Here is a 12,264-nt window from a genome sequence, read left to right as displayed (position 1 = left end):
GCTTACCACTCAAGCCTCAGACAACCACTACGCAAGGAGTCTGTCCCATGTCCGATAAAAAATGCGACTGCCCGGGCTGCAACTGCACGATCAAAGAAGGCGAACATTCCTACGCTGTACACGGTAAACACTATTGCTGCGAGGCTTGCGCTCATCACCACAAACACGGTGAAGAATGTGCGATGAAGGGCTGCGGTTGCGCTCATCCGAAATAAGCGGGGCAAAAAAAAGTGGAGCCTAATCAGGCTCCACTTCCATTTTCAGACTGTCGTCGTCCTGTCGCTCAAAGTGCCTCACCGTGCCTTGCAAGGTTCGCCCTTCGACCTTGATCACCACAACCTTGGCTTGGTGGAGGTCTTCCGGTACCGGTGCCTGGACGCACAAGGTGAAGCGATAAGGGTCATCCGCGACCGTTTCCAGTGCGACTGCGCAATTCACCGTTTTGGTGATCTGGCCGAAGAAGGTGGTCAGGCCGTAGTCCAGTCGGGCCGTGTGATAAGTGTCGGTCATCGGTCGATTCCCCCTGTCGATTGCCAAGCCTGCGGTGGAGGCGGTGGGGTCAGTTGGTCTGGCGCCAGGTGACGTTTTCCAGGCCGAATTTTTCTGCCATCGGTTTGCTGGTCTTTTGCACTTTCTCGCGGCCGAAGCGCGGGATGCGACCCACGCCCGCGTCGCAGCTTGCCCAATGCCAGGCTTCGGCGTTGTCCATTTTGTCCGAGCGGATAATGAACGACTTGGGGGTGCCATGCAGTGTGTAGTCGATGACGTAAAGTTTTGCGTTGTTCATAAAGCCCGAATTCCTCCCTGTGGTATTAAACGGATCGCGCTGTGCCGGGAAAATTCATTCGGATTGTCCGACGGTATCTATCGTTGGCGAGGGCGCGGCGTGCTGGTTACCATGGCGGCTTCGCCAACCCCCTGTGAACGCTCGCCATGGCCCTCGCCGCGCCCCCTGATCTGACCGACACCGATGTGCCCGTGCAACCGCTGGCGCGGACGTATCCGCGTGGTTTGTTCATCGAGCCGCACGAGCATGTCTGGGGGCAGTTGCTGTATGCGATGAGCGGGGTGATGTGGGTCGAAACCCCGCACGAAGCGCTGGTGGTGCCGCCGCAGCGGGCGGTGTGGTTGCCGCCGGGGGTGCCGCACGGGATTCGGGTGGTGTCGGATTTGCAGATGCGCAATATCTACCTGCGCCCGGCGCTGGCGGCGACGCTGGATGCGACGGTGCAGGTGATCGAAGTCGGTGGTCTGCTCCGCGAGTTGATCGTCGGGCTGGTGGCGCAGGGCGATGCCGGCGAGGCTGAGTATTACGATGCGCTGGTCGGGCTGGCGTTGCTGGAGCTGCGCCGGGCCAGGCGTTCGCAACTGAAGATTCCACTGCCGGACGAGTCCGACCGGCGTTTGATGAATCTGTGTCAGGCGGTGATGGCCGCGCCGTCGCTGGAGATCCCGTTCGAGCAGCATGCGCAGAACGCCGGGGCCAGCGTGCGCACCCTGGCGCGGTTGTTCAAGGACAGCCTCGGCATGGGCTTCGCCGAATGGCGGCGCCAGGTACAGTTGGCGACGGCGGTGGCAGCATTGATTCAGGGCGTGGCGGTGAGCGTCATTGCTCGCGAACTGGGTTATTCACCGAGCAGTTTCAGCGACATGTTTCGCCGGGAGCTTGGCGTAGCGCCTTCGCAATTCTCGGCAACTTGAACAGATCCATGTGGGAGCGAGCCTGCTCGCGAAAGCTTTGCACCAGGCAATGAAGTGCTGACTGGAAGACCGCATTCGCGAGCAGGCTCGCTCCCACACGGTTCTATGGCGGCTGCAGAAGGTTTGTCCGAAATTCAGAAGTCCTTGGCCGATACCGCTCCGGCTCATTCCCTAGACTCTGCCCATCACTTATCGCGGCGGAGTTCCTTTCATGAACTACCTCATTTCTCTGGCCATCGGCCTGGGCGTCGGCCTGCTCTACGGCGCGCTCGATTTCCGTTCTCCCGCACCACCGGCCATCGCGCTGGTCGGTCTGCTCGGCATGTTGGCCGGTGAGCAGTTGTGGCCGCTGGGCCGGCAACTGGTCGCTGGCTGGGTGTCCTGAATTTCCCTTTTTCCTTTCGGTGGATGTGCCCATGAAAGCGTTGCAATTCGATCAGACCGGCGACCTGTCTTCCCTGCGTTTCGTCGACGTTCCGACCCCGGTGCCCGGCGCCGATGAAGTGCTGGTGCAGATCAAGGCTGCCGGCCTCAACCCCAGCGATGTGAAAAACGTCCTCGGGCGTTTTCCCTACACCACACTGCCACGGGTTCCGGGGCGGGATTTTGCCGGGGTGGTGGTCGAGGGGCCGCAAGCACTGATCGGTCAGGAAGTCTGGGGTACCGGGCGCGAGCTGGGCTTCTTCGCCGACGGCGCCCATGCGCAATTCGTCAAATTGCCGGCCCGTGGCGTGTCGCACAAACCGGCGCATTTGAGTTTTGCTCAGGCGGCCAGCCTTGGCGTGCCGTACACCACGGCGTGGGATGCGTTGGAACGCAGTCTGGTCAGCGCCGATACACGTTTGCTGGTGATCGGTGGCGGGGCAGTGGCAACTGCGGCTTTGGCCCTGGCAAAAGTGCGCGGCGCCCAATTGCTGGCGGCGGCGCGCCGGCCCGAGCAGGTCGCGGATCTGCAGCAGCAGGGCTATCAGACGATTCAACTGGATAAGCCAGAAGACCTCGGTGCGCAGGTCAACGCGGTGTATCGCGGCGGCGCCGATGTGATTTTCGACACCACCGGTTTCTGGCTGCCCGCCTCGGTGGCGGCACTGGCGACCTTCGGCCGCATCGCCATCATCGCCGCGCCGGTCGACGGACATGTGCAATTGCCGGCGCTGGCGCTGTATCGCAAGGGCGGCTCGGTGGTCGGGATCAATTCGTTGTTGTACGGCGTTGAGGCGTGCGCGGCGATGCTCGAGCAGTTCGGGCGGTTCTTCGATGAGGATCGCTTGCCGCTGCCGCAGGGCCTGGTGGAGGTGCCGCTGGCTGAAGGGCTGGCGCGCTATGACGAGGTCAATCAGGGCGGCGGCGACAAGATCATTTTGCTGCCCTGACTCACGCAAATCCCTGTGGGAGCGAGCCTGCTCGCGATGACGGTGGATCAGTTAAACATTCGCCGACTGACACACCGCTTTCGCGAGCAGGCTCGCTCCCACAGGGGAAAGGCATAGGATTCGGGATCATTTCCGTAGGATCCAGGCCGCTTCTCTGTGGGCCACGTCCTTTTCGCTCGCAGACCGGCAAAACAGGGAAACCTCTGACTTCACCCATTGCAGTGCACCGTTGCACAGTCCCGTCTTTCAATCAGACACAGGGACAGGTGGATGCGCATCGCTGGCAGGCCCGTTGTTTTCACTCTCGAGATAGAAGGCGTTGCCCACGATCTTCAAGTGTTCGGTTTTCGCACCCGGGAAGTGCTCAACCAGACCTATGAACTGGATCTCGAGCTGGTCAGCGAGCGCCCCGATCTGGATCTGGAAGGCTTGCTGCATCGGCCGGCCTTTCTCTGTTTCGGTGCCGACGGTAGCGGCATGCACGGGCTGGTCTATCGGGTCGGTCAGGGTGATTGCGGTGTTCGGCTGAGCCGTTACCAGATCACCCTGGCGCCACACCTTGCCTACCTCGCGCATCGGCGCAATCAGCGGATTTTCCAGAACCTGAGCGTGCCGCAGATCATCGCCAATGTGTTGAGCGATCACGGCATGCAGGCCGATGCCTGGCATTTTCAGCTCAGCGCCGAGTACCCGGCGCGAGTGTATTGCGTGCAATATCAGGAATCCGATCTGCACTTCATCCAGAGGCTGTGCGAAGAGGAGGGCTTGCACTTTCACTTCCGCCACCGCCGTGAGGCGCACCTGTTGGTGTTCGGCGACGATCAAACGGCGTTCCTCAAACACGACGTGACGACGCGCTATTTGCAGGGCAACGGCCTGGTTGCCGATGCGCCGGTTATCGACCAGTTCACTGTGCGCCTGGAGCCACGCTCCAACATCGTCGAGCGCCGCGATTATCACTTCGAAAAGCCCGCAGTGCAGTTGGACGCCAAGGTCAGTGCAGCGCGGGTTCCGCTGCTGGAAGATTATGAGTTTCCCGGGCAGTTCACCCATCGCGAGCGCGGCAAGCACCTCAGCCAGTGTGCGCTGGAGCGCCATGGTGCCGACTATCGTCTGGCTAACGGACGTAGCAATCAGGCGCTGATGCGCGGCGGCAGTTTCATGACCATGGCGGATTACTCGCGCGCCGACTGCAACGATTTATGGTTGCTGACCGAGGTCGAGCACATCGGCAAACAGCCGCAAGTGCTCGAGGAAGCGTTCACCGAGCAGGCTGACGCAGATGGTTTCAGTCAGGGCTATCGCAACCATTTCGTCGCGACGCCGTGGGACGTGGTGTTTCGCCCGCAGCTCAGGCATGTCAAACCGCGCGTCAGCGGCAGTCAGTTGGCAGTGGTGACCGGCCCGCCCGGCGAAGAAATCTACAGCGATGCCTACGGCCGCGTGAAAGTGCAAATGCTCTGGGATCGCGACGGCCAGCGTGATGAACAGTCAAGTTGCTGGCTGCGCGTGGCCACTGCCTGGGCGCATGACCGCTACGGCAGCGTGCAGATTCCTCGCGTCGGTATGGAAGTGCTGGTGGGCTTCACCGATGGCGATCCGGACAAACCGTATGTGCTCGCCTGCCTGCCCAACGCCGAAACCCCGGTGCCACTGGACCTGCCGGCGCAACAGACGCGCAGTATCTGGCGCAGCCAGAGCAGTCCCGGTGGCGGTGGTTACAACGAACTGCGCATCGAGGACCGGCAAGGCGCGGAAGAAATCTCCATCAGGGCGCAGCGCGACTTGGTGCAGCACGTGCTCAACGACTTGCGTGTGCAGATCGACAACCTGCACAGCCAAGTGATTGGCGGCGTCTCCAGCCTTGAGTTGCGCGACGAGGAACATCACCTGACCCACGGCAATCGCCTGACTGAACTCAAGCAGGACGATCATCTGTGGGTGCAGGGCGAGCAGCATGTGCGGGTCGCCAGCCAGCGCGTCAGTGCCGCGCAGCAGCTGCATTTCGGCGCGGGCGAGCAGGTGGTTTTCAACAGCGGCCTGCAGATCACTCTGGCTGCTGGCGGGCATTGGCTGACGGTCGGCGCCGCCGGCATTTTCAGCAGTGTGCCGGTGGTGCAGGGCGGGGCGCCGACGGTGTGTCTGCCAGCGGAACCCTTGCTGCCGGGGGCCGCGCCGTTGCTCAAGGCGACGTTCGATGCCGTGCAGCAACGGCATGCGCTGCTGACCACGCGGACCTCGCGTTGCCTGATCTGCGAGGCGGCCCAGGCATGAGCCTTTTGACGGATTGGCCTGAAGGTTTGCCGTGGGCTGAGCAGCAGGCGTTTGTGCTGCTCGACGGTGCGACGATCGCGGATTTGCCGGCGCAACTGCGAAGGCTCGACCCCGCCGCCAACGCTTTTGCGCTGTACGACCAGCCACCGTTTTCGGCCCTGCGTGACGTCTCGCCGCTGCTGGTGGCGCTCGCTGACGCTGACGATCCGGTGGCGCGGTTTTATCGCCAGCACGCCCAACAGGAATGGGGCGTGCTGTTGTTCAGCGCCGCGCCGGCGCATGAAATCGTCGCGCACTTGCGTCAGTTGCTGATCGTCGAGTTGCCGGTCGGCTCGCCGGTGTTGTTGCGGCTGGCGGATGCCGCCGTGGCGCAGGCGCTGTTTGCCAGCGGCGATGCGAGTCTGTTCGGGCCGCTGGGGTGCGTGGTCACGGCGGATGGCGCGCGGGGAGTCTGGCACTGTCAGCGACCTCGGCACGGGCAGGGTGGGGCGCTGGTGGCGCCATATCGGTTGAGTGCCGAGCAGGATGCCGCGCTGGATCGGGTGGATCGGCGGCGGGTGTTGCTCGACATCGATACCCATCTGCTCAAGCACTTTCCTGACTTTCATGTCGGGGACACGGCAGTTGAACGCTGGCAATTGTTGGAACGCATCCACGCCCATGCCAGCGAGCTTGCCTTGAGCAGCCCGTCCGAGATTCTGCTGTACGCCAACGTGGTGGCATGGCTGGACGATGCAGCGTGCAGTCGGCACCCGCAGATCCATCAGCTGATGCACACACCTTCGCTGCAATCCCCCGGCGAGCGCGTTGCGATTGCCGCTGCAATGGCCTTTCGATGGGCCTCTGAGAGACATCAATCATGAATCACCCCGCCATCCTCGATGCGTTAGCCGCCTCGAAAGCGCCCATTGGTGCGCCAGCCGCCTGCCCCTTGCGCAACACCCACGTGCAACTGTTGCCCCTCGCGTACGGCCTGGTGGAAAAACCCTTCGACCCCAGCACCGAAATCACGCTGCCGTACACTCTGACCACGCGCCCCATGGGCATCCGCCGCCTGCGCGACGGCTGGCTGTACATCGCCGACAGTCTCAGCGGTGAGCTCTACGAATACCGCGTGCTGGAAGGTGTCATCAGCGCATTGCTGCATCGCGGCAAAAGCGTCAGTGAGGATCAGCGCAGCGCCATCGAAGAACGTCCGGCGTTGATCTTTTCGCGCAAAAGCACCCTTTACGTGACCTTCGCCGACGTGCAGTTGAGCGCGGCGAAGTGCCGACAGGTGCTGGACAGTGCGGAGGAACGCGAGCACTTCATGCAGGCGGTCGATCTCGGCCCGGTGCATTGTCTGATCGGCGGCGAGCATTTGCTCACCGTGGCTCAGGCGAAACAGTGGCTGGCGGAAGTGGCCTGCACAGCGAAACCGCTGGCCGAGGCCGACGCCACGCGGATGCCGGCGGTGCAGGTCAGCGACGCGCCGGAGCACGAGCGTGAACCCTATCTGTGGGAAAACCCGCGACGTTTTCGCGAGGCGCATATCGGCGAATTTCTCGGGCGGGTGCGCGGACCTTATCAGGACGACACGCTGTTTCTGCTGGTCAACGACGACCTCGGGGTGATGCGTGATCTGGCTGATTATCAGGACCTGGTGGTCGGCTGGATCGAGCAGTGGAGCAACACCGACAACAACGAGCGCGACTACCTGCTGGCCAGTTACATCGAGTCGCTGAGCCAGCTCGGATCTCAGGACTTCGACACTTTGGCCAAGGCCAGCGACGATCCGCGCGCCCAGGCATTGTTCGCTGAACTGGAGCAATTGCCCGAGCCTAATCGGGAAAATACCCGGCAGGCGCTGCTCGACTATCTGAACAAAGGTGGTGAGGTCGAGCCAGTTGCAGTCGAAGCCACGCCTGAGTTGCAACAGCTTCGCGAAAAGGCACTGGACGAGTCATTGGCGCTGAACCGCTTCGACGGCATTGCCCCGGATTTCACCGCGCACGCTCGCGTCACCGCCGAGGCAGATCGGCGCTTTTACACCCGCGAATATTTTGCTGAAGTGGCCCCGGCCGATTTCGTCGAGCGTCATCTGAACACACTGGTCGACCTCGGCAAGGATCAGAACCGACGCATGAGAGACGTGCTCGACGGCCCGTTGCTCAGCGGCAAACGCGGCATCAACGACCTGATCGACCGCCCGGCCATGGACGAGGTGCTGAACAATCATCGCGACAACCTCGGACGCTGGAATCGCCTGCTCGAACGCATCACCGCCGACCGCGCGCAATTGCTGTGCGCCGGGCGTTTCCATCGCTCGGCGTGGTATTTCGACGGGCAACTGCCGGCGCAGATCGATCAGGCTTTCGCCAGCGAATACGCCTGCCTCAAGGACATCGGCCGCAGCGACGCGGCCAACGAGCAAATGCTCGATTACCTCGAACAACACCCGCAACTGACCCGCCCGTTGTTCTACACCTTGCCGCTGCGCTTGCAGACCGAGCAGGCCGGGCAATATTCAACGCTGTTCAACGCCGGCATGGCGATGTTCAACAACCTGCCGGACTGGCTGGCCAAATTGCAGAGCATCGAGCAGCCACAGCTTCCAGCCCTCGACGATCTGCCGGCACACAGCCGCGTCCTCGCCGATGCCGTGCAAGACACCTACAGCCCGGCGCTGAACCTCGGCCTGAGCCGGGCGCTGGAAGGCTTTGATCTCGCCGGCGAGAAAATCCCCGACCTCGACGAACTGTTCCAGCGCCTGCCCAAAGCCCTGCGCCTGCGCGTCTTCGACGCCGCGCGAACCAGCGGCGTGACCTTCACCGTATCCACCCCGGCGGAACAAGCGGCGCTGCAAGCCACGATCAAGGAAGTGCTGCGCGAACGCGACTACCTGAAAACCCTCAACCGTGAACGCAACCAGCTCACCCACAACAAAAACCGCCAGGGCCACAAAACCGCCCGCGCGGTGGAATTGCAGCAGGAAATCGTCCGCGTGCGCACGCAACTGGGCTTGTTCGAAGGAAGACTGGCGGCAGCGTTAAGCCCGATCGACGAACTGCCGGATCGCTCGGCCCGGCTGTATGGCGCCACACCGGCGAAAGCGGGCGTGACGGTGGTGTTTCCGCCGGCGCAGCAAGGGGAATTGCGCGGGTTGCTGGAGAACATTCGCGCGGGGGTGGCGGGGGTTTCGAAGGCGAGTCTGGTGCGGACGGAGGGGATGGGGTTGTTGGTGGTGTTGGTGCAGGTGGTGAATTTGGTGGGGGTTTATCGAGAGGTGATGAAGCAGACGAGGGACAGGAAGAAACGAGCGGATTTTGTTGCTGCCGTAATCGCGACAGGCGCAGCCGGATTTACCGCTGCGCAAGGGCTTGCCGATACGGCGCTCAAGGCTCGAAGCGCGAGTCTTATTGCCAGCATGCAGGTTGAAGCGCTGCGACAGGTTCATGTGCAGATGGGGAAGTTGCATGTTGGGTTGGGGGCGTTTACTTATGTTCTGGGTTTGAGAACTTCGTTTGCCAGCTTCAGAATTAGCGATCGAAAGTGGCAAGATGCAATTCGTAGTGGCACTCAATTTGAGCAGAAAGCGGCTGCGGTGGCGACGTTGGGCGCCGCAGGTATAGTTGCAACTAACGGATATGGGGCGAGCAACACTTTTCACGCTTCTTTTAAAGTGTTGACTGCAGCGAACAGTTCGGCACGCGCAGCGGCGTGGGCTGCCGCTGGCACACGTCTTTCTACTGTATTTTTTCGCTTCAATCTCGCCGGTGCGTTGTTCACCGTGCTGGAATTCGTCGGAACGTGGCTATTCCATCGCTACAACCTCTCTGCCCACGATAAGTGGTTGAAAGTCACGCCCTGGAGCCGTGATGAAGAGATGCGCGGTGACCACTCCCTGGATGACTATCAAAATTATCTGGCGTTTTTGATACACGCTCCTTACGCCCAATCAGGACCTGATCCCAGTGACACCTGGCTGAAGACTTTATTATTTGGCGCCAAACCCAGTGATATTCATTTGGTTCTGCCGAGGCTGGCGCTAAACGATCTTCTGCCGCCGTTAAACGGTAAACCGAGTCGACGCTTGGGAATCGGTGCCCATCGACTTGTTGCACCGCTGCATGGTCGCGGTGTGCCGCAAGTGCGCAAGGAAGTCATCAGTGAGGAGATATTGAGCAGTCTGCGAATCGTGAAGTCATCACCAGATGGTTTGGTGCTTTGTCTTCAGTACCCCATCCGTCCCGATTCTGACTATACGCCTGCAAAAGAAACGCTCGAACTTGCCATATGTATCCAGACCGTCAATGGCAAAGGTGGGGCGGAGTCAAGAACGCGCGTGATTCATATTGACCCTCTGGATAGCGGTCATTTTGCTGTAGTAACTCCCGGCTCAATTAAAGACAACCCTCCGGTTTTGCTGGTAGAAACTCAATACCTCGAATGGGCTGACCATGCTGAATAATCGCAGTAATCCTCCTTCCAGTTCGGAATATGAGGGGGTTAAAAAAGCGGGCGATATTGAGCCGTTCCCAAGCGGGAAGATTACCTATCTCGCACCGTTGCCATTACCTACATCAATGCCGCCTTACGGACCTCATATCGGAGCGTTCAATGACGGATACATGGACTTTGGTCTCGGCTCACTGGAGGTATTCCCATGGCAGCTAATTCTCGGCGCGACGACCGCAGGAACTTTTATGGTTCTCGTTTTGATTCCTTTATTTACGGGCTTGCTAGGGATTCTTTTTGGCTATGGAAACGAGGCGATTTGGGAATCAATGGTTGGTGTATTCGAAGTGGCGTTGGAAAATGAATTAATTTGCGGTCCCTTGATCTTGCTCATCGGTATTGGTGTCTGGCATCACCACCACAAAAAACGTCTCTCACTCATCCCAACCCGCTTCAACCGTCAACGCCGCGAAGTCTGCTTCATGCCCGAAGGCGCCACCGAGCCGGTCTTTGTCCCGTGGGAGTCGCTCAGCGCCTGGATCATCGAAGCCAAGGGTGCCACCCAGTTCGGCATCCATCGCCAATACGGCATGGGCATCGGTTTCTACCAAGGTGAAACCCTCATAAGCCAGGAATTCCAATGCGCCGGCCTGGAGCTCGCGATCAGCCATTGGGAAGCAATTCGCGGTTACATGGAGTACGAAGTCAACGACCTCAAATCAATTCAGGATTTGCAGGATCTGCAAGGCCCGGACGACCCACCCCACGAAGGCCTGCACACTTTTCGTAACGCCCGGGCGCGGATGCATCAGCAGATCCGTGAAGGCCGCCGCTCGCGGCTTTCGGGGTTCTTCTGGTACCTGTATCACGTCATGACCTTATGGACGATTCCCAACCGTTTGGTCGAATGGGAAGTGCGCCGTCTGGAAAGAATCGGCAAACAGGCGTTGCCGGAAGTCATGCGCGCATGGTCCGAGCCGCTGCCGAAAGAGCAATGGGCCAAGCCCAGTGAAGAGTTGTTGCGGCTGAGCGAACAAGTGCGGCGGATGCACAAGCGCCAGCCGCATCGGCCGATTACGCAGATTTTCGCTGAGATTTGCAGGCGGGCTGTGGACTGATGCAGAGCAGTTTTGTGACCAGACGGAGGGAGGTTTTTTGCCTGTTTGAGCGCCTTCGCGAGCAGGCTCGCTCCCACAGGGGACCGCGTTGGATGCGGATGTTTCGGTTGATCTTGGCCGAGGCGAGAGACCCTCGGGGTGGCGGCCATTTCTCAGTTGTTGCTACCGGGTTGGTCAAGGAAAACCCGATGGTTCTGCTGGTAGAAACTCAATACCTCGAATGGGCTGACCATGCTGAATAATCACAATGAGCCTATTGTTGATGCGCAATGTGAGGTGGTCAGAAAAGCGGGCGATGTAGAGCCGTTTCCGAGTGGAAAAATTACCTATCTCGCACCATTGCCCTTACCTACAGCGATGCCGCCTTACGGACCTCACATCGGAGCGTTCAATGACGGATACATGGACTTTGGTCTCGGCTCACTGGAGGTATTCCCATGGCAGCTAATTATCGGCGGAACGACCGCAGGCACTTTTATAGTTCTCGTTTTATTTCCTTTGTTCACGGGCTTGCTAGGAATTCTATTTGGCTATGGAAACGAGGCAATTTGGGAGTCAATGGTTGGTGTATTCGAAGTGGCATTGGAAAATGAATTAATCAGCAGCCCCTTGATCTTGCTTATTTGTCTAGGCGTCTGGCACCACGCTCACAACAAACGCGCCACTCTCATCCCAACCCGCTTCAACCGTCAACGCCGCGAAGTCTGCTTCATGCCCGAAGGCGCCATCGAGCCAGTCTTCGTCCCATGGGAATCGCTGTCTGCCTGGATCATCGAAGCCAAAGGCGCCACCCAGTTCGGCATCCACCGCCAATACGGCATGGGCATCGGTTTCTACCAAGGTGAAACCCTCATAAGCCAGGAATTCCAATGCGCCGGCCTGGAACTCGCGATCAGCCACTGGGAAGCGATTCGCGGTTACATGGAGTACGAAGTCAACGACCTCAAATCAATTCAGGATTTGCAGGATCTGCAAGGCCCGGACGACCCGCCCCACGAAGGCCTGCACACTTTTCGTAACGCCCGCGCGCGGATGCACCAGCAGATCCGTGACGGCCGCCGCTCGCGGTTGTCGGGATTTTTTTGATACCTGTATCACGTCATGACTTTATGGACGATTCCCAATCGTCTGGTCGAATGGGAAGTGCGTCGGCTGGAAAGAATCGGCAAGCAGGCGCTGCCGGAAGTCATGCGTGCCTGGTCCGAGCCGCTGCCGAAAGAGCAATGGGCCAAGCCCAGTGAAGAGCTGTTGCGACTGAGTGAACAAGTGCGGCGGATGCACAAGCGCCAGCGGCATCGGCCGATTACGCAGATTTTTGCTGAGGTTTGCAGGCGGGCTGTGGACTGATGCAGAGCAGTTTT

The 12,264-nt window shown here is 60.0% G+C and carries 11 protein-coding genes and 1 pseudogene; 10 read left to right on the top strand and 2 right to left on the bottom strand.

All coding sequences use genetic code 11. The annotated features are described in order from the left end of the window. Positions 1–47: 47 nt before the first annotated feature. Positions 48–215 carry a metallothionein gene (locus AB4N73_RS12315; RefSeq protein ID WP_016775405.1) on the top strand — a complete coding sequence of 56 codons (168 nt, stop codon included), beginning with the start codon at positions 48–50 and terminating at the stop codon, positions 213–215. A 22-nt stretch (positions 216–237) separates the two neighbouring features. Here AB4N73_RS12315 and AB4N73_RS12310 read toward each other — a convergent pair whose 3' ends face one another. Further along, the gene (locus AB4N73_RS12310) at positions 238–510 is read right to left on the bottom strand and encodes a hypothetical protein (protein ID WP_460143512.1); all 273 of its coding nucleotides are present in this window, start codon (positions 508–510) and stop codon (positions 238–240) included. A 49-nt stretch (positions 511–559) separates the two neighbouring features. Then, the gene (locus AB4N73_RS12305) at positions 560–787 is read right to left on the bottom strand and encodes a DUF6555 family protein (RefSeq protein ID WP_016775403.1); all 228 of its coding nucleotides are present in this window, start codon (positions 785–787) and stop codon (positions 560–562) included. A gap of 146 nt (positions 788–933) precedes the next feature. Here AB4N73_RS12305 and AB4N73_RS12300 point away from each other — a divergent pair, with 146 nt between their 5' ends. From AB4N73_RS12300 to AB4N73_RS12260, 9 genes and pseudogenes are all read left to right on the top strand, one after another. Beyond that, entirely contained in the window at positions 934–1,701 is a 768-nt protein-coding gene (locus tag AB4N73_RS12300; protein ID WP_217862965.1) for an AraC family transcriptional regulator, read from the top strand. A 211-nt stretch (positions 1,702–1,912) separates the two neighbouring features. Then, positions 1,913–2,086, top strand: coding sequence for a DUF1427 family protein (locus AB4N73_RS12295; protein WP_081932387.1), 174 nt, complete (start codon positions 1,913–1,915; stop codon positions 2,084–2,086). A gap of 31 nt (positions 2,087–2,117) precedes the next feature. After that, the gene (locus tag AB4N73_RS12290) at positions 2,118–3,074 is read left to right on the top strand and encodes a quinone oxidoreductase family protein (protein WP_460143511.1); all 957 of its coding nucleotides are present in this window, start codon (positions 2,118–2,120) and stop codon (positions 3,072–3,074) included. Positions 3,075–3,344: 270 nt separating this feature from the next. Then, positions 3,345–5,348 carry a type VI secretion system tip protein TssI/VgrG gene (tssI, locus tag AB4N73_RS12285; RefSeq protein ID WP_460143510.1) on the top strand — a complete coding sequence of 668 codons (2,004 nt, stop codon included), beginning with the start codon at positions 3,345–3,347 and terminating at the stop codon, positions 5,346–5,348. Beyond that, the gene (locus tag AB4N73_RS12280) at positions 5,345–6,211 is read left to right on the top strand and encodes a DUF4123 domain-containing protein (RefSeq protein ID WP_460143509.1); all 867 of its coding nucleotides are present in this window, start codon (positions 5,345–5,347) and stop codon (positions 6,209–6,211) included. The genes tssI and AB4N73_RS12280 overlap by 4 nt, the downstream gene beginning before the upstream one ends. Further along, positions 6,208–6,666 (top strand): annotated as a pseudogene (locus tag AB4N73_RS12275) (toxin VasX); the annotation flags it as partial. The gene AB4N73_RS12280 and the pseudogene AB4N73_RS12275, both read left to right, overlap by 4 nt. A 3,121-nt stretch (positions 6,667–9,787) precedes the next feature. Beyond that, positions 9,788–10,903: a hypothetical protein gene (locus AB4N73_RS12270; protein WP_460143508.1), complete on the top strand. Its 1,116-nt coding sequence runs from the start codon at positions 9,788–9,790 to the stop codon at positions 10,901–10,903. 231 nt (positions 10,904–11,134) lie between these two features. After that, positions 11,135–11,989, top strand: coding sequence for a hypothetical protein (locus tag AB4N73_RS12265; RefSeq protein ID WP_460143507.1), 855 nt, complete (start codon positions 11,135–11,137; stop codon positions 11,987–11,989). Positions 11,990–12,004: 15 nt separating this feature from the next. Further along, positions 12,005–12,250: a hypothetical protein gene (locus AB4N73_RS12260; RefSeq protein ID WP_460143506.1), complete on the top strand. Its 246-nt coding sequence runs from the start codon at positions 12,005–12,007 to the stop codon at positions 12,248–12,250. Positions 12,251–12,264 lie beyond the last annotated feature (14 nt).

This window comes from Pseudomonas sp. S3_B08 (assembly GCF_054667725.1).
The sequence above is the reverse complement of the archived record's forward strand: the minus strand, read 5'-3'. Positions and strand labels throughout refer to the sequence as shown.

Bases quoted from the DNA above. Each gene is read 5' to 3' on its own strand.
- AB4N73_RS12280 (WP_460143509.1), top strand. From the start codon at position 5,345: ATGAGCCTTTTGACGGATTGGCCTGAAGGTTTGCCGTGGGCTGAGCAG.
- AB4N73_RS12310 (WP_460143512.1), bottom strand. From the start codon at position 510: ATGACCGACACTTATCACACGGCCCGACTGGACTACGGCCTGACCACC.
- AB4N73_RS12315 (WP_016775405.1), top strand. From the start codon at position 48: ATGTCCGATAAAAAATGCGACTGCCCGGGCTGCAACTGCACGATCAAA.
- AB4N73_RS12260 (WP_460143506.1), top strand. From the start codon at position 12,005: ATGACTTTATGGACGATTCCCAATCGTCTGGTCGAATGGGAAGTGCGT.
- AB4N73_RS12290 (WP_460143511.1), top strand. From the start codon at position 2,118: ATGAAAGCGTTGCAATTCGATCAGACCGGCGACCTGTCTTCCCTGCGT.
- tssI (WP_460143510.1), top strand. From the start codon at position 3,345: ATGCGCATCGCTGGCAGGCCCGTTGTTTTCACTCTCGAGATAGAAGGC.
- AB4N73_RS12300 (WP_217862965.1), top strand. From the start codon at position 934: ATGGCCCTCGCCGCGCCCCCTGATCTGACCGACACCGATGTGCCCGTG.
- AB4N73_RS12295 (WP_081932387.1), top strand. From the start codon at position 1,913: ATGAACTACCTCATTTCTCTGGCCATCGGCCTGGGCGTCGGCCTGCTC.
- AB4N73_RS12270 (WP_460143508.1), top strand. From the start codon at position 9,788: ATGCTGAATAATCGCAGTAATCCTCCTTCCAGTTCGGAATATGAGGGG.
- AB4N73_RS12305 (WP_016775403.1), bottom strand. From the start codon at position 787: ATGAACAACGCAAAACTTTACGTCATCGACTACACACTGCATGGCACC.
- AB4N73_RS12265 (WP_460143507.1), top strand. From the start codon at position 11,135: ATGCTGAATAATCACAATGAGCCTATTGTTGATGCGCAATGTGAGGTG.